The organism is uncultured Oxalicibacterium sp., assembly GCF_913776015.1.
Taxonomy (GTDB): Bacteria; Pseudomonadota; Gammaproteobacteria; order Burkholderiales; family Burkholderiaceae_D; genus Oxalicibacterium.
Genome location: NZ_CAJYMD010000041.1, coordinates 22,993 through 39,133, shown reverse-complemented (window position 1 = coordinate 39,133; position 16,141 = coordinate 22,993). Strand labels below are relative to the sequence as shown.

The window sequence follows — 16,141 nt, the reverse complement described above, 5'->3', positions numbered from 1 at the left end:
GACGGATACGCGCATGAGCGACTGGTGCAATCGCATCTTTTGTGAAGATGCGCTGACCGGTCTGGCGCGCATTCCCGATGCCTCCGTCGATCTGATCCTTGCCGATCCGCCTTACGGTCTCGGCAAGGATTACGGCAATGATTCCGACAAGCTCGCTGCCGAAGCCTATCTGCAATGGATGGAGCAGTGGATCGATCTGGCGCTGCCCAAGCTCAAAGCCACCGGTAGTCTCTACATCTTTCTGACGTGGCGCTATTCTCCCGAGATTTTTGTCATGCTGAAAAAGCGCATGACGATGATCAATGAAATTATCTGGGATCGCCGCGTGCCGTCGATGGGCGGCAGCGTGCGGCGCTTTTCATCGGTGCACGACACCATTGGCCTGTTCGTGCGCGCCAAGGATTACTACTTCGATCTCGATGCGGTGCGCGTGCCCTATGATGCGCAAACCAAGAAGGCACGCTCGCGCGCTTTGTTTGCAGGAGCCAAGTGGCTGGAGCTGGGCTACAACCCCAAGGACATCTGGAGCGTTTCACGCCTGCACCGCGAACATAAGGAGCGCGCCGATCATCCGACACAAAAGCCGCTGGAAATCGTCGAGCGCATGATCAAGGCGTCGTGCCCGCCGGGCGGTGTAGTGCTCGATCCTTTCATGGGTAGCGGCACGACGGCGGTGGCAGCGGTGCGGTGCGGTCGCCAGTACGCCGGGTTTGAGTTGAATGCCGATTATTGCGCGTTGATTGAAACGCGTTTGGCATCGCTGGCTGATTCGCAGATTGACGCAGAAGCGTCGGCCAACCCAATAAATCCAACGCTGGAAAAGACCGGATTGTCCTGATGCAATTTGCATGGCGCGGTGCATGCAGAATCGACAAGTTGCCGAGGCGATGCACCAAATTTGCGAAAAAAATGTCTTGCAGATGGCTTTCCAGGCTGGAACGCAAAGTGCTTGCTGAAAATTTGGGTAGAATGCCACTAGTCGCAAGTTATTGTTCTCCGTGTGATCGCTGTGCGGTCCACTGAGGCAATCAACAACCTAGAAATACCAATTGGCACTTTGCCCTTCGTCATCACCGATCATCGTTTTCTCTCATGTCCACGCCACGTACCGCTGAAGTCACGCGCAATACCAACGAAACGCAAATCCGCGTTGCCATCAATCTCGACGGCACCGGTCAGCAAAAGCTCAACACGGGCGTGCCGTTTCTCGACCACATGCTGGATCAGATTGCGCGTCATGGCTTGATCGATCTGGATATTGATGCCAAAGGCGATCTGCATATCGATGCGCACCACACGGTGGAAGACGTCGGCATCACGCTCGGTCAGGCATTTGCCAAGGCCATTGGCGACAAGAAGGGCATTCGCCGTTACGGCCATGCTTACGTGCCACTGGACGAAGCCTTGTCGCGCGTGGTCATCGATTTTTCGGGACGTCCCGGTCTGGAATTCCATGTGCCGTTCACACGCTCGATGATCGGTGCTTTTGATGTCGATCTCACCAGCGAATTTTTCCACGGCTTCGTCAACCACGCATTGGTGACGCTGCATATCGACAACCTGCGTGGCGTCAATGCGCACCATCAGTGCGAAACCGTGTTCAAGGCATTCGGCCGCGCGCTGCGCATGGCGATCGAACTCGATCCCCGCGCTGCGGGAACGATCCCGTCGACCAAGGGCAGCCTGTAAGTGCGCGCCCGCTTCGAAACATTGCAGTCAACATCATCGGTATGAACAAGATCGTGGTAGTGGATTACGGCATGGGTAACTTGCGCTCGGTAGCGCAGGCCCTGCGTCAGGTAGCGCCGGAAGCCGATGTGCGTATTTCCGGCGAGGTCGCCGATATCCGTTCTGCGGATCGTCTGGTGTTGCCGGGGCAGGGCGCAATCCCAGACTGCATGCGTTCACTGCAGGATTCCGGCGTAAAAGAGGAAGTGCTGAAGGCGGCGGCCAGCAAGCCGTTGTTCGGCGTTTGCGTAGGCGAACAGATGATGTTCGACTGGAGCGAGGAAGGCGATACGCCGGCGCTTGGTTTGTTTCCTGGGAAGGTTGTGCGCTTCCGCTTTGAAGACCGCGTGCAGGAAGACGGTTCGCGTTTCAAGGTGCCGCAAATGGGCTGGAACCGCGTGCGCCAGACAATGTCCCATCCGCTGTGGGATGGTATTGCCGACGAAAGTTATTTCTATTTCGTACACAGCTATTACGCGCAACCGGAAGAGCGGGCGCATGTGGCTGGCGAAACGCCGTACGGCGCGCCGTTTTGCAGCGCGATTGCGCGCGATAACATTTTTGCGACGCAGTTTCACCCCGAGAAAAGTGCTTCGGTCGGTCTACAGTTGTACAAGAATTTCGTGCACTGGAATCCGTGACCGGACTTTCCTTACCGTTTTCATTTAACACTTAATCCATCGCTACCATGCTGCTCATCCCTGCCATCGATCTCAAGGACGGTCATTGCGTTCGCCTCAAACAAGGCGATATGGAACAGGCAACCGTATTTTCCGAAGACCCTGCCGAGATGGCGCGGCATTGGCTGATGCAGGGCGCGCGTCGCCTGCATCTGGTCGATCTGAACGGTGCTTTCGCGGGCAAGCCGAAGAACGAGGCTGCCGTGAAATCCATCCTGCAGATGGTGCGTGAGTTTGCCGAAGAAAATGGCATCGAGGAAATTCCCGTGCAGCTTGGCGGTGGTATTCGCGATCTGGATACCATCGAGCGTTATCTCGACGATGGCTTGTCGTACATCATCATCGGTACGGCCGCGGTCAAGAACCCGGGTTTCCTGCATGATGCATGCAGTGCGTTTCCGGGCCAAATCGTCGTTGGCCTTGATGCCAAGGATGGCAAGGTGGCGACCGATGGTTGGAGCAAATTGTCCGGTCACGAAGTCATCGATCTGGCGAAGAAATTCGAGGATTACGGCTGCGAGTCGATCATCTACACCGACATCGGCCGCGACGGCATGATGGGTGGCGTGAATATCGACGCGACGGTCAAACTGGCGCAAAGTATGACGATTCCCGTGATCGCTTCCGGTGGTGTTCACAATATCAAGGACGTCGAGGCACTGTGTGCCGTGCAGGACGAAGGCATCGAAGGCGTGATTTGCGGTCGTTCGATTTACGAAGGCACGCTAGACTTGCGCTCGGCGCAGGAGCGCGCCGATGTACTGAGCGGTATCGATCCCGAAGCCGCAGGATCCGACGAATGACACTGGCAAAACGCATCATCCCTTGTCTCGATGTAACCGCAGGTCGCGTCGTCAAGGGTGTCAATTTTCTGGAGCTGCGCGATGCCGGCGATCCAGTTGAGATCGCCAAGCGTTACGACGACCAGGGCGCTGACGAGATTACCTTTCTGGACATCACGGCGACTTCCGATGGGCGCGACCTGATTCTCGACATCATTGAAGCCGTAGCGTCGCAAGTTTTCATCCCACTGACCGTTGGTGGTGGCGTGCGTGCGGTGGAAGATGTGCGCCGTCTGCTGAATGCAGGTGCGGACAAGGTCGGTATCAACAGTTCGGCCATCAGCAATCCGCAATTGGTGGCCGATGCCGCGCAAAAATACGGCTCGCAATGCATCGTCGTTGCCATCGATGCCAAGCGCAACGATCAGGGTGGCTGGGAAGTGTTTACGCATGGCGGCCGCAAGGCTACGGGCCTTGATGCTGTCGAGTGGGCGAAGAAGATGGAAAATCTTGGTGCGGGTGAAATCCTGCTGACAAGCATGGACCGTGACGGCACGAAATCCGGTTTCGATCTGGAGCTGACACGTTCGGTATCGGATGCGATCAGCATTCCTGTCATCGCATCAGGCGGTGTCGGTGGCTTGCAGGATTTGTCGGATGGCATCAAGCTCGGTCGTGCCGATGCGGTGCTGGCAGCCAGCATTTTCCACTACGGTCAGCACACGGTGCAGGAGGCCAAGCAATTCATGGCCGGGCAAGGTATTCCAATGAGGTTGTCATGAGCAGCAATGCCAAATGGTTGAACAAGGTTCGCTGGGACGAGCATGGTTTGGTTCCCGTGATCGCGCAGGAAGTCGGCAGCAACGACGTGCTGATGTTCGCCTGGATGAATCGCGATGCGCTGGCGCGCACGGTTGAAACTGGTGAGGCAGTCTATTGGAGCCGTTCGCGCAAGAAGTTGTGGCACAAGGGTGAAGAGTCCGGTCACACTCAGAAGGTGCATGAAATTCGCCTCGATTGCGATGAAGATGTCGTGCTGCTGAAAGTGACGCAGGCGGGCGATGTGGCTTGTCACACGGGGCGTCATTCGTGTTTCTTCCAGAAATTCGAAGGCGATGCCGGCAGTGGCGACTGGCAAACCGTGGAGCCGGTCCTGAAAGACCCGGAAGCGATTTACAAGCATAACGACAAGAAATAACAGAAGAGATAAGGCCTGTCATGAGTGACATATTGCGCCGTGTGGCGGACGTCATCGAATCGCGCAAGCCGGCCGCCGGCGGCGATCCCGAGAAATCCTACGTTGCACGTCTCTTTTCCAAAGGCGATGATGCGATCCTGAAAAAGATCGGCGAAGAAGCCACCGAAACCGTGATGGCCGCCAAGGACGCACGCATTTCCGGCGACAAGTCCAAGGTGCTGTACGAATGTGCGGATCTCTGGTTTCATTCGATGGTCTTGCTGGCGCAATTCGATCTGACGCCGCAGGATGTCATCGATGAGCTGGCGCGCCGTGAAGGCGTATCTGGCATCGACGAAAAGGCCGCACGTCCGAAATAAGGGCGTCGCATAAAGCCTGACGTAGAACGCATCAAAATAAAAGGAGCGCAATTTGGACAACTGCATTTTCTGCAAGATTGCTGCAAAACAAATCCCGTCGAAGCTTATCTACGAAGATGACGACGTACTTGCTTTTCACGATATCAATCCCGCGGCACCCGTGCATTTCCTGATCGTGCCGAAAAAACACATCGCCACGCTGGCCGATTGCACGAACGAAGATGCGGCTCTGCTCGGCAAGATGTCCCTGTTGGCGCCTAAGCTCGCCGAACAACTCGGTTGTGGTTACAACGCGGCAGGCGATGGCAAGGGTGGTTTCAAGACCTTGTTCAACATCGGTCCGGATGGCGGGCAAGAGGTGTACCATCTGCATATGCATGTACTCGGTGGTCCGCGGCCCTGGGGCCGTTCGATGGCCTGATCGCATTTCACTCATCGCACATAAACGGCAGCGCTCTCAAGGAGAATTCAATGGGTTCATTTAGCATCTGGCACTGGCTGATCGTTTTGCTGATCGTCGCACTGGTGTTCGGCACCAAGAAACTGGCCAACATGGGCTCGGATGTCGGCAAGGCCGTCAAGGGCTTCAAGGACGGCATGAAGGGCGAGGAAGAAGAAGCCGCGGCCCGCAAGGAAGCCGCACAGGTCGCCGACAAGACCACGGTTGACGTCGAAGCCCGCGAAAAGTCCAAGCAGTGATGCGCATGCCGACCGCAACGTGCGGACGGCAGACGCATCCTGAAACGATACGCACATGATCGACATCGCCTTTTCCAAACTGGCCATCATTGGTGTAGCGGCGCTCGTCTTCATCGGCCCGGAACGCTTGCCGAAAGTGGCACGCATGGCCGGTACGATGCTGGGCCGTGCGCAGCGCTACATCAATGACGTAAAGGCGGAAGTCAGCCGTGAGATGGAGCTCGACGAACTGCGCAAGATGCACAAGGATGTGCAGTCGGCCGCCAGCGATGTCGAAAACACCATCTCGCGTAATTTTTCGCAGGTCGAGCAGGAAGTGCATTCGGTCTGGAACGATGCGCCGTCGACCGACAGCAATCCCTTGATGGAGCCGCCGACCTTCGATCAGGTGACCGAGAAATCGAAAAATTTCCGCAAGAAAAAATTGGCACACACTTCGGCGCTGCCTTCCTGGTACAAGCGCCAGACCGGACGGCGTTCGCATGTGATCTCGGGCGCCGCACGAGTTGCCAAGTACCGTCCTGCGAGCGGCGATCGTGCTGCACGCTCTTTCTTTCAATGATTGCGGATGCCTGCGCTCCGTTCATCTCTTCCCGTTTTAGCGCGCCTAGTGCGTGAATGAAGATCATCCATGAGCGGCAACGAAGAATCATTCATTTCTCATCTCGTCGAGTTGCGCAGCCGCTTGATGAAGGCGGCCGTCGTCGTGATCGTGGTGTTTCTGTGTCTGATGCCGTGGGCAGGCACCATCTATGATTTCCTGGCGTGGCCGATGATGCAGGCACTGCCGCAGGGCAGCAAGATGATCGCGACGGGCGTCATCACGCCATTCCTGATTCCGGTCAAGGTCACGATGCTGCTGGCCTTCATTCTGTCGCTGCCTTGGGTCTTATATCAGATGTGGGCGTTCGTCGCGCCCGGTTTGTACACGCATGAAAAGAAGCTGATTGCACCGCTGGTGATTTCATCGTCGTTGCTGTTCATGGCGGGCGTTGCCTTCTGCTATTACTTCGTGTTCGGCGTCATCTTTCACTTCATCAACAACTTCGCACCGCATTCGATTTCGGTGGCACCGGACATCGACAGCTATTTCGGTTTCGTCATGACGATGTTCATCGCCTTTGGCCTGACCTTCGAGGTGCCGGTAGTCGTGATCGTGCTGGTACGCATGGGGCTGGTCTCGGTACAGAAGCTTCGGCAGGTGCGGCCATATGTGATTGTCGGCGCGTTCGTGATTGCCGCCATCGTCACGCCGCCGGATGTGATGAGCCAGTTGCTTTTGGCCGTGCCCTTGTGTTTACTGTATGAGGTGGGCTTGATTCTGGCTCCGATCTTCGAGAAGGCGACGCGTGCGCCGGCGGAAGAAACCGAGTCGCTCTAAAAGCCCCCCAGGAGAATCATCGCGCCATTCTGGCGAGATGCTGTATCGATGCCGTAGGGTTTGTGCAGCGCCAGTTAGGCTTCGCGCAGCCATACGATCAGCGGCCACGCATCCTTGAACGTCGTCAGCAGCTTTTGTTCGAGCGCTTCACCATCCTTGATCACGTCGATTTCAATCCACACGATGAAGCTTTTCAGCTTTAGATAGTCCGCATACGGGCCATCTGCATCGAATCCCTTCGGTGGACGTATCAGTTTGCCTTCCGCCTGCAAATCACCGAAGGTTTGCGCCAACTTCTTATTTTTGAGTACCTTGGTAAAGCCGTTTGGATCATCCACGACATGCTGACGAATCGCGCGCAAGCGATCGGCAGGCGGCATCCATTCACCCGCAGCGATCAGCAGCTTGCCTTGTGCATCGATATGGAAGTAGTACGAGGGCCCGCCACCCTGACTGGGTTTCTTGAGGCCGCTGGCGTTCAGTGCCGCTGAGAAAGTGGTCTTGTAAGGCGCCTTGTCTTTGGCAAAACGCAGATCGCGATTGATCCGAAACAGGGCTTTCTTCGGGTTGATGTCGGCAATGGCCGGATCGAAGCGGCTGATATTTGCAATCAGCCGGATCACCAGTTGCAGAAATTCCGCGCGCAGAATGTCGTAGCGCGGCTTGTTCATCACGAACCACGCGCGGTTGTTGTTTTCCGAAAGTTCGGACAGGAAGCCGGTCAGGTCGCGAACGTGCATGGTGTTTGTCGGTTTCCTCGTCTTATTCGCCGAGATTGCGCGACTGCGCACGGGGGCGCTGGCCGATCACGATATCGACAGAGGTTTCCTGGTTGCGACGCAGGATGACGGCCTTGGTCTTGGTGCCGGGTTTCAGTTGTGCAATATGCGTGAGCATGTCGGCCATGTCGGCAATCATGGTGCCGTCGATCGAAATCAGGATGTCGCCCGGACGGATGCCTGCCTTGTCTGCCGGACCGCCCTTGAGTACGCCCGCAATGATGGCACCATTGGTTTTCTTCAGGCCGAAGCTCTCGGCCAGTTCGGGCGTGATGTCCTGCGGTTCTACGCCGATGTAGCCGCGTACTACCTGACCATCCTTGATGATCGCATCCATCACGGATTTGACGGTGGTGACGGGGATGGCAAAGCCGATACCGAGCGAACCGCCGCTACGCGAATAGATCGCCGTATTGATGCCCAGCAGATTGCCATGGACATCGATCAGCGCGCCGCCCGAGTTGCCGGGATTGATGGCCGCATCGGTCTGGATGAAATTTTCGAAGGCATCGAGAATGCCGAGGTGGTTGCGGCCCAGCGCCGAGATGATGCCCATCGTCACTGTCTGGCCGACGCCAAACGGATTGCCGATCGCGAGTACCACATCGCCGACGCGCGCTTCTTCGACATGGCCGAGCGTAATCGCCGGCAAATCCTTCAGATCGATCTTGACTACGGCCAGATCGGTTTCCGGGTCGGAGCCGACCACCTTGCCTTGTGCCTTGCGGCCATCGGCCAGCGCAACTTCGATTTCGTCGGCCGATTCGACGACGTGGTTGTTGGTCAGCACATAGCCTTCCGAACTCACGATCACGCCGGAGCCGAGACTGACTTGCTTGTCCTGCTCTTCATCCAGGCGATCGCCAAAGAACTTGCGGAAGAACGGGTCATCCATGAAGGGATGCTGGCTCGGCGCGGCATTCTTGCTGGTGAAAATGTTGACAACCGAAGGCATGGCGAGCTTTGCCGCTTCGCGGTAAGAGCCTTGCGCAGGCGTTGCGCCCGCCGGTGCTTCGAGCATCGGCACGGAACTGCCGCTACGCACCTTGTGTGCCGCACCGGACAGTGTGCCTGTCCATTCCGGCTTGAGGGTCGTTACAATAAAAAGGATGGCCAAACCGACCGTGACGGTTTGTGCAAATAACAGCCAGAGACGTTGCATAAAGGGTAGAAACAATGAGTCAGAAAACGATAGACCGGGCAGCACTTGCTGCCTATTTGGCAAGTACGCTTGATATTACTCGTTTTCGGGATTTTTGCCCAAACGGGCTCCAAGTTGAGGGGCGTCGCGAGATTGGCAAGCTGGTCAGTGGCGTCACAGCGAGCATGGCCTTGATCGATGCTGCCATTGCGCATGGGGCCGATGCGATTCTGGTTCATCATGGCTATTTCTGGCGCGGCGAAGACGCGCGCGTGGTCGGACAAAAACATGCGCGCTTGAAAGCCTTGTTGAGTCACGACATCAATCTCTTTGCTTATCACTTGCCGCTCGATTCGCATCCCGAGCTTGGCAACAATGCGCAATTGGCCAAGCTGTTCGGCTTTGCGGCAGAAGGTCGTTTTGGTGACGACGACCTTGGCTGGTTGGGAGCGGTCGAAGACGAGACGATTACGACGGTTGGTGCGCTGGCGCAGCATGTGGAAAGCAAGCTGGGACGCAAGCCTCTACTCATTGGCGATCCCGAGCAATCGATTGAAAAGGTGGGCTGGTGCACGGGTGCGGCACAAGGTTTTCTTGGCGATGCCATCACTGCTGGCGCATCGATTTATCTGAGCGGCGAGGTGTCAGAGCCAACCGTCCATCTGGCTCGCGAAAGCGGGGTGGCCTATCTGGCTTGTGGTCATCATGCCACCGAGCGTTACGGCATCAAGGCGCTCGGCGAGCATGTGGCCAGCCTGTTCGGACTGGAGCATCATTTTGTGGATATCGATAACCCTGTTTGAACGCGAATTAACCAATCCGAATCGGGCGATGTTACAAAGCTGTTACAGCTTTGCCGGCTATGGTATAACTTACGCCGTAGTAAGGATGGATTCGGCTGTACTCCGCAGCAAGAAAAACATACTGGGGGACGAATGCTGCACGAGGTAACGGAAAAACCTGTAAAGGTTTTGTTGGTCGAAGATGATGCCGTCACACGACGCGTTCTCTCTCTGGCCATTGAAAACGAAAAGTCGCTGCGTTTGCAAGCATCACTGGATTCGCGTCAGGCAGCATTGAGCTGGCTTGAACAGCAGACAGTCGATATTCTCGTTGTTGATCTTGGTTTGCCCGATGGTTCTGGCATCGATGTCATTCGTTTTTGCACGGATCGCAATCCCTCGGCTCATATCATGGTCATCACGACCTCGAGTGACGAAGATAATGTGATTGCCAGCATTGAGGCCGGTGCATCAGGTTACATTCTCAAAGACGCCGGACGTCTCGATATCGTGCAATCGATTCGCGAACTCTTAAAAGGTGGTTCGCCGATCAGTCCGACGATTGCGCGCAAGTTGCTCGCCAAGATGCGCGGCAGTCGTCCGGAAGGTGATGCGACGATCGAAGGTGAAAGCGAACCAGAGGTCTCTCTTACCAAGCGCGAAAGCACGATTCTCGAATTGATCGCACGAGGGGATAGCTATAGCGAAGTGGCGCGGCAGTTGTCGCTTTCTGTAGGGACGGTGCAGACGCACATCAAAAATATCTACGACAAGCTGTCTGTCCATTCGCGTGGTGAAGCCGTCTATGAGGCCAATCGTCGCGGTTTGTTGCAAATGGATCGCCTGAAGTCACGATAGAAATTAAAAAGGGCAACCTATTGGTTGCCCTTTGTATTTACTGTTCCGTTTTTTGTTCCTGTTTTTTCAGCGAGTCGCGGATTTCGCGTAGCAGTACGATATCTTCCGGCGTCACAGCTGGCGCCTCCGGAGCAGGAGGTTCTGCACGCTTGGCCTTGTTCAGCAGGCGAACCATCTGGAAGATGATGAAGGCCAGAATCAGGAAGTTGAGAAAAATCGTCAGGAAGTTGCCGTAAGCGAAAACAGCGCCGGCCGCCTGGGCTTCAGCCAAAGGCAAGCCATAGGGTTGACCGTTAAGTGGAATGTAATAGCTACTGAAGTCGAGGCCGCCAAAAATCTTGCCAACGATCGGCATGATGACGTCCTTGACCATCGAATCGACAATCTTGCCGAAGGCACCACCGATGATGACAGCCACTGCCAGATCGACTACGTTGCCCTTGACGGCAAACGCCTTAAATTCCTGCATCATGCCCATGGCAATTCCTTTCCTGTTTTTCCAAGTTGTTTATAAAAGTACATTGCTGCCTATCGTAAGGAGAGGGCAGTGCATCGTCAATTCGTAATTCCCAAAAAACAGTGAGAGTGTTATTTTGCCAATCGGTTGCGAAAAGAATTAAAGAAGTCACCGCCATCGCAGCGTCAAATTGACAAGACATCACGGATTCACATTTAATACGGCATTTGCTTGGTTTTGCAGCAGCATCAGGGTTCACTGAAAGCTTCGTACGATCGCATCTTGACTACTGAATTGGAGTTGATATGAGTAACGAAAAGCAGGTTGACCCCGGTCGACGCGGCTTGCTGGTTGCAACATGTGCAGCGGGAGGCGTGGCTGGACTGGCTACGACGGGCATGTTTGTCTCTACTTTCCAGCCCTCGGAACGCGCCAAGGCTGCCGGCGCTCCGGTGGAGGTTGACCTGACCGGTCTTGCCCCTGGCGAGATGCGTACCGTCGAATGGCGCGGCAAGCCGGTCTGGATCCTCAAGCGATCCGAAGAGATGGTCAATTCGCTCAAGCAGACCGATAACCAGGTCGCCGACCCCAAGTCTGAACGTAATCCTGATGAGTTGACGCCCGAATACGCGCGCAACGAATATCGCTCCATCAAGCCCGACTTGCTGGTCGCCGTTGGCATTTGCACGCATCTCGGCTGTTCGCCTGTTACACGTTTTGCCACGGGGCCGCAGCCTTCTTTGCCGGATGACTGGCATGGCGGGTTTTTGTGCCCGTGCCATGGTTCCACCTTCGATCTGGCCGGTCGTGTCTACAAGAACAAGCCTGCGCCCGATAATCTGGAAGTGCCGCGCCACATGTATCTCAGCGAAACCAAGCTGGTGATCGGCAAGGATGAGAAAGGGGAGGCGTGATCATGGCATTCCACGAAAAACAATTACCTGCCGATGCCACCGTTGCCGACAAGGCGCTTGGCTGGATCGATGCGCGCTTTCCGCTGACCTCGACATGGAAGGCGCATCTTTCCGAATACTATGCGCCGAAGAATTTCAACTTCCTCTATGTATTCGGTTCGCTGGCGCTGCTGGTGCTGGTGATTCAGATCGTCACCGGCATTTTCCTAGTCATGCACTACAAGCCGGATGCCAATCTCGCCTTTGCTTCGGTCGAATACATCATGCGCGATGTGCCGTGGGGCTGGCTGGTGCGGTACATGCATTCGACGGGAGCATCGGCGTTCTTTGTCGTCGTCTATCTGCACATGCTGCGCGGCTTGCTGTATGGCTCGTATCGCAAACCGCGCGAGCTGGTATGGTTGTTCGGTGTTGGCATCTTCCTGTGTCTGATGGCGGAGGCCTTTTTTGGTTATCTGCTGCCGTGGGGACAGATGTCGTACTGGGGCGCACAGGTGATCGTCAATCTGTTCGGCGCGATCCCGTTTATCGGTCCTGATCTGTCGCTGTGGATTCGCGGTGATTACGTGGTGTCGGATGCAACGCTGAATCGTTTCTTTGCCTTTCACGTAATCGCGATTCCGCTGGTGTTGATCGGGCTGGTGGTCGCGCACATCGTGGCACTGCATGAGGTCGGTTCGAGTAATCCGGATGGGGTGGAGATCAAGGAAAAGGTCGATGAAAAAGGCGTGCCGCTGGATGGCATTCCCTTCCATCCCTACTATTCGGTGCACGATCTGTTCGTCGTCACGATCTTCCTTGCGGTCTTTTCGGCAGTGGTGTTCTTCGCGCCGGAAATGGGCGGCTACTTCCTTGAATACAACAACTTCATTCCAGCAGATCCGCTGAAGACGCCGCCTCACATCGCACCGGTCTGGTACTTCACGCCGTTCTATTCGATCCTGCGGGCGACGACGTCGGAGTTCATGATTTGGCTGGCGATTGGTGTCGCGGCTTATGTTGCGCTGATCATCGTCAAGACGACGATGGCACGCAAGTTCAAGATCGCTGCCGCGGTGATCGGTTTGATCGTAATCGCCGCCATGTTCATCTTCGATCCGAAATTCTGGGGCGTGGTGTTCATGGGCGTATCGGTGATGATTTTGTTCGGTCTGCCGTGGCTCGACCACTCGCCTGTCAAATCCATTCGCTACCGTCCGGGCTGGCACAAGTACATCTACATCGTGTTCGGTATCGCTTTCCTGATTCTCGGGTATCTCGGCGTGCAGGCGCCGACCACGATAGGGACGCTGGTTTCCCAGGTTTGCACGTTCATCTACTTCGGCTTCTTCTTGCTGATGCCGTGGTGGAGCAAGATGGGAACCTTCAAGCAGGTGCCCGACCGTGTCGTTTTCCATCCGCATTGAGCGCCGGAAAGGAACAGGAATCATGAGATTGCTGAAAAAAATCGCTGCGGCACTGATACTTTTACCCGGGTTGGCCCTGGCGGCGGAAAGCGATTTCCCGCTTGATCGTGCCCCGGATCACACACGAGATTTGGGCGCATTGCAGAATGGCGCCAAGCTATTCGTCAACTATTGCCTGAATTGCCATGCAGCGTCGGCCATGCGCTATAACAAATTGCAGGAATTGGGGCTGACCCCGGAACAGGTGAAAAACAACCTGTTGTTCACTTCCGACAAGATCGGCGACATGATGACCATTGCCATGTCGCCCAAGGATGCGAAGGCCTGGTTTGGTGCTACGCCCCCCGATTTGTCGGTAATTGCACGCGCCAAGGCCTCAAGTGCGGGTTCTGGGCCCGATTGGTTGTATACTTACCTCCGGACTTATTACAAAGATGACACTCGGACAACAGGCTGGAATAATATGGCCTTTCCCAACGTAGGTATGCCGCACGCGTTGTGGGAGTTGCAAGGTATCCGGGCTGCCAAGTTCGTTGACGAAAAAGATCCGCACGATCCCTCCAAGACTGTGCACAAGTTCGTTGGCTTCGAGCAGCTCACGCCTGGCAAGATGTCTGCAGCGGAATACGACAGGGCTGTAGCCGATCTCGTCTCATTCATGTCATGGATGGCTGAGCCTGCCCAGCACACGCGCAAGCGTCTGGGCGTGTGGGTCTTGTTGTTCCTCGGTGTCTTCATCGTGATCACCTGGCGTTTGAATGCTTCCTACTGGAAGCACGTCAAGTAGCTTTTGTGCCCGCCTTGTGCGGGTATTCGTTCTCGGGTGAGGCGTTTTCGTCTCACCTTTTTGTTTCTAAGGAACTGCAAAAAGATGATGGTTCTCTACTCGGGTACAACCTGCCCTTTTTCTCAGCGTTGCCGCCTCGTCCTGTTCGAAAAAGGCATGGACTTCGAAGTACGTGACGTGGATCTGTTCAACAAGCCCGAAGATATTTCGACCATGAATCCTTACGGTCAAGTACCGATTCTGGTCGAGCGCGATCTGGTGCTGTACGAATCCAACATCATCAACGAATACATCGATGAACGTTTCCCGCATCCGCAGTTGATGCCGGCTGATCCGCTGATGCGCGCGCGTGCACGTCTGATGCTGTTCAACTTTGAAAAAGAATTGTTCGTCCACGTGCACACGCTGGAAAACGACAAGGGCCGCAGCGGCGACAAGGTGCAGGAAAAGGCACGCAATGAAATCCGCGATCGTCTGACCACGCTGGCACCGCTGTTCCTCAAGAACAAGTACATGCTGGGCGACGAATTCTCGATGCTCGATGTCGCCATTGCGCCATTGCTCTGGCGTCTCGATCACTACGGTATCGAACTGTCGAAAACCGCTGCACCGCTGATGAAGTATGCAGAGCGTATTTTCTCGCGTCCGGCCTACATCGAAGCATTGACGCCTTCCGAAAAGGTCATGCGTCGTTAAGACCTAGCGGTGCATCGGGCGGCGTACTGCGGCCTGATGCATCTCGCTCTATTTCCCGATAAGGCAGGTCGTTCGCATCATGTCTGAAACTTCCACCAAACCCTATCTGCTGCGCGCCATTTACGAATGGTGTACCGACAACGGCTATACGCCTTACATGGCCGTCGTCGTCGATGCCAACACGCGTGTGCCGATGGAGCATGTCAAGAACGGCGAGATCGTTCTCAATATCAGCTTCAGCGCCACCAGCGGACTGAAGATGGAAAATGACGTCATCCGCTTCAGCGCACGTTTCGGCGGCATTTCCCGCGACATCTTGGTGCCTGTTGACAATGTTGTAGCCATCTACGCGCGCGAAAACGGGCAAGGCATGGCATTCGAGCCAACGATGCGTGATGACGATGTTGAATCGGAAAATGGCGACGACACGTCGCTACCGGCAGCCGCCGCTGATATTCCTGCCGCACCTGTACTGACGTCAGTACCTAACTCTCAGCAAGAGCCGCGCAAAGAAGCTGAGGAGGGAAATGACGACCCGGAACCGCCAAAAAAAGGCGGCCGCCCCACGCTCACGCGAGTGAAATAGCGTAGAATACCGCTCTTCATTTGCCGGCTTAGCTCATCAGGTAGAGCACATGATTTGTAATCATGGGGTGGCGGGTTCGAGTCCTGCAGCCGGCACCAATTACTCATCCGAGGGGTTCCTCGGGTGACCAAAAAACCCGCAATGGCTAAGGCGTTGCGGGTTTTTTATTCCAATTTTTTCTAACGAAATCCAACCAAAGCCGGGGGCATCCGGGGGCACATTCGGGGCATTTGGTACATAATGCTTTTCCTCAAAAATAAATGCCCCCATTTGGGGATGCCCATGCCTTTAACAGATGTCGCAGCACGTAAAGCAGCTCCTCGCTAGAAGATATATCGTTTAGCTGGCAGTGGCGGTATGTATCTAGAAATCTCTCCAAGCCGCGGTACATATTGGAGGCTGAAATATCGAATTAACGGCAAAGAGAAGCGCCTTGTGTTGATTTGCATCGAAAACTGCCCGACGTTTAGAACACAATCCTACTTAAAAAATTAGTAGGAGATTGGAGTGGTCGACGTGGCATTACTAGGAATTATTCGACGCTGGCACCTTCGTGACCATGTGTCACTAAGAAAAATATCCAGGTGACTGGGCATCTCTCGAAATACCGTCCGGCACTATCTACGCGCTGAAACCATTGAGCCAGCCTACGCTGATCGGCGTTCCCCGACATCCCTCGACAAATACGCGTTTAAGCTTTCAGCCTGGTTAAAGACTGAAGCGACGAGTTCGCGTAAGCAACGACGCAGCCTCAGACAAATGCATTTGGATTTTCGAGCGTTAGGATTTGAAGGGGCTTACGACCGCTTCGCAGCATTCGCCTGACAGTGGAAAGTGGATCAGTTGGAGAGGGGCAACTCGGCGAATAAATCAACAAGTGGAAGGTGGATCAATTTGAGGCGGTCAAT

Annotated in this window: 21 protein-coding genes, 1 tRNA gene and 2 pseudogenes; 21 read left to right on the top strand and 3 right to left on the bottom strand. The window is 55.2% G+C overall.

Annotation, left to right across the window (positions count from 1 at the left end; genetic code table 11):
- The first annotated feature begins 13 nt into the window (after positions 1-13).
- From QZ725_RS06765 to tatC, 11 genes are all read left to right on the top strand, one after another.
- A complete protein-coding gene (locus QZ725_RS06765; protein ID WP_293777677.1) occupies positions 14-838 on the top strand; it encodes a site-specific DNA-methyltransferase in 825 nt (274 codons plus the stop codon).
- Positions 839-1,092: 254 nt separating this feature from the next.
- Positions 1,093-1,689, top strand: coding sequence for an imidazoleglycerol-phosphate dehydratase HisB (gene hisB / locus QZ725_RS06760; RefSeq protein ID WP_293777674.1), 597 nt, complete (start codon positions 1,093-1,095; stop codon positions 1,687-1,689).
- A gap of 41 nt (positions 1,690-1,730) precedes the next feature.
- The gene (hisH, locus tag QZ725_RS06755) at positions 1,731-2,369 is read left to right on the top strand and encodes an imidazole glycerol phosphate synthase subunit HisH (protein ID WP_293777670.1); all 639 of its coding nucleotides are present in this window, start codon (positions 1,731-1,733) and stop codon (positions 2,367-2,369) included.
- 47 nt (positions 2,370-2,416) lie between these two features.
- On the top strand, positions 2,417-3,211 hold the full coding sequence (gene hisA, locus QZ725_RS06750) for a 1-(5-phosphoribosyl)-5-[(5-phosphoribosylamino)methylideneamino]imidazole-4-carboxamide isomerase (RefSeq protein ID WP_293777667.1): 795 nt from the start codon (positions 2,417-2,419) through the stop codon (positions 3,209-3,211).
- Complete coding sequence (hisF, locus tag QZ725_RS06745; protein WP_293777665.1) at positions 3,208-3,972, top strand: imidazole glycerol phosphate synthase subunit HisF; 765 nt, start codon at positions 3,208-3,210, stop codon at positions 3,970-3,972. The genes hisA and hisF overlap by 4 nt, the downstream gene beginning before the upstream one ends.
- On the top strand, positions 3,969-4,388 hold the full coding sequence (gene hisI / locus QZ725_RS06740) for a phosphoribosyl-AMP cyclohydrolase (protein ID WP_293777662.1): 420 nt from the start codon (positions 3,969-3,971) through the stop codon (positions 4,386-4,388). The genes hisF and hisI overlap by 4 nt, the downstream gene beginning before the upstream one ends.
- A 20-nt stretch (positions 4,389-4,408) precedes the next feature.
- Positions 4,409-4,747 (top strand): phosphoribosyl-ATP diphosphatase, encoded by a 339-nt coding sequence (locus QZ725_RS06735; RefSeq protein WP_293777659.1) that lies wholly within the window; start codon positions 4,409-4,411, stop codon positions 4,745-4,747.
- A 52-nt stretch (positions 4,748-4,799) separates the two neighbouring features.
- Positions 4,800-5,168 carry a histidine triad nucleotide-binding protein gene (locus tag QZ725_RS06730; protein ID WP_293777656.1) on the top strand — a complete coding sequence of 123 codons (369 nt, stop codon included), beginning with the start codon at positions 4,800-4,802 and terminating at the stop codon, positions 5,166-5,168.
- Between the two features lie 50 nt (positions 5,169-5,218).
- Positions 5,219-5,446: a Sec-independent protein translocase subunit TatA gene (gene tatA / locus QZ725_RS06725; RefSeq protein ID WP_293777653.1), complete on the top strand. Its 228-nt coding sequence runs from the start codon at positions 5,219-5,221 to the stop codon at positions 5,444-5,446.
- A 55-nt stretch (positions 5,447-5,501) separates the two neighbouring features.
- Positions 5,502-6,008 carry a Sec-independent protein translocase protein TatB gene (gene tatB / locus QZ725_RS06720; protein ID WP_293777651.1) on the top strand — a complete coding sequence of 169 codons (507 nt, stop codon included), beginning with the start codon at positions 5,502-5,504 and terminating at the stop codon, positions 6,006-6,008.
- A 69-nt stretch (positions 6,009-6,077) separates the two neighbouring features.
- Entirely contained in the window at positions 6,078-6,827 is a 750-nt protein-coding gene (gene tatC, locus QZ725_RS06715; RefSeq protein ID WP_293777648.1) for a twin-arginine translocase subunit TatC, read from the top strand.
- Positions 6,828-6,901: 74 nt separating this feature from the next.
- Here the strand turns inward: tatC and QZ725_RS06710 are convergent, their stop codons facing one another.
- Both QZ725_RS06710 and QZ725_RS06705 read right to left on the bottom strand, forming a co-directional pair.
- The gene (locus tag QZ725_RS06710) at positions 6,902-7,567 is read right to left on the bottom strand and encodes a DUF2461 domain-containing protein (protein WP_293777645.1); all 666 of its coding nucleotides are present in this window, start codon (positions 7,565-7,567) and stop codon (positions 6,902-6,904) included.
- A 22-nt stretch (positions 7,568-7,589) separates the two neighbouring features.
- A complete protein-coding gene (locus tag QZ725_RS06705) occupies positions 7,590-8,768 on the bottom strand; it encodes a Do family serine endopeptidase (protein ID WP_293777643.1) in 1,179 nt (392 codons plus the stop codon).
- 14 nt (positions 8,769-8,782) lie between these two features.
- Between QZ725_RS06705 and QZ725_RS06700 the strand changes: the two genes are divergently transcribed.
- Positions 8,783-9,550 carry a Nif3-like dinuclear metal center hexameric protein gene (locus QZ725_RS06700; protein ID WP_293777642.1) on the top strand — a complete coding sequence of 256 codons (768 nt, stop codon included), beginning with the start codon at positions 8,783-8,785 and terminating at the stop codon, positions 9,548-9,550.
- A 132-nt stretch (positions 9,551-9,682) separates the two neighbouring features.
- Complete coding sequence (locus QZ725_RS06695) at positions 9,683-10,387, top strand: response regulator transcription factor (RefSeq protein WP_293777640.1); 705 nt, start codon at positions 9,683-9,685, stop codon at positions 10,385-10,387.
- 37 nt (positions 10,388-10,424) lie between these two features.
- On the opposite strand, the gene mscL is transcribed toward QZ725_RS06695, so the two are convergent.
- Positions 10,425-10,865: a large conductance mechanosensitive channel protein MscL gene (gene mscL, locus QZ725_RS06690; protein WP_293777638.1), complete on the bottom strand. Its 441-nt coding sequence runs from the start codon at positions 10,863-10,865 to the stop codon at positions 10,425-10,427.
- Positions 10,866-11,149: 284 nt separating this feature from the next.
- On the opposite strand from mscL, the gene petA reads away from it, so the two are divergent.
- The 8 genes and pseudogenes from petA to QZ725_RS06650 all read left to right on the top strand — a co-directional run.
- Positions 11,150-11,758 (top strand): ubiquinol-cytochrome c reductase iron-sulfur subunit, encoded by a 609-nt coding sequence (gene petA, locus QZ725_RS06685; RefSeq protein WP_293777636.1) that lies wholly within the window; start codon positions 11,150-11,152, stop codon positions 11,756-11,758.
- Positions 11,758-13,164: a cytochrome bc complex cytochrome b subunit gene (locus QZ725_RS06680; protein WP_293777908.1), complete on the top strand. Its 1,407-nt coding sequence runs from the start codon at positions 11,758-11,760 to the stop codon at positions 13,162-13,164. Before petA ends, QZ725_RS06680 begins: the two co-directional genes overlap by 1 nt.
- A 22-nt stretch (positions 13,165-13,186) precedes the next feature.
- Positions 13,187-13,951, top strand: coding sequence for a cytochrome c1 (locus tag QZ725_RS06675; RefSeq protein ID WP_293777634.1), 765 nt, complete (start codon positions 13,187-13,189; stop codon positions 13,949-13,951).
- 84 nt (positions 13,952-14,035) lie between these two features.
- A complete protein-coding gene (locus QZ725_RS06670; RefSeq protein ID WP_293777633.1) occupies positions 14,036-14,647 on the top strand; it encodes a glutathione S-transferase N-terminal domain-containing protein in 612 nt (203 codons plus the stop codon).
- Positions 14,648-14,726: 79 nt separating this feature from the next.
- The gene (locus tag QZ725_RS06665; RefSeq protein ID WP_293777632.1) at positions 14,727-15,233 is read left to right on the top strand and encodes a ClpXP protease specificity-enhancing factor; all 507 of its coding nucleotides are present in this window, start codon (positions 14,727-14,729) and stop codon (positions 15,231-15,233) included.
- Between the two features lie 22 nt (positions 15,234-15,255).
- Positions 15,256-15,331 (top strand) — tRNA-Thr (locus tag QZ725_RS06660).
- A gap of 232 nt (positions 15,332-15,563) precedes the next feature.
- Positions 15,564-15,674, top strand: a pseudogene (locus QZ725_RS06655) (Arm DNA-binding domain-containing protein); the annotation flags it as partial.
- 66 nt (positions 15,675-15,740) lie between these two features.
- Positions 15,741-16,055 (top strand): annotated as a pseudogene (locus tag QZ725_RS06650) (IS21 family transposase); the annotation flags it as partial.
- Positions 16,056-16,141: the final 86 nt, after the last annotated feature.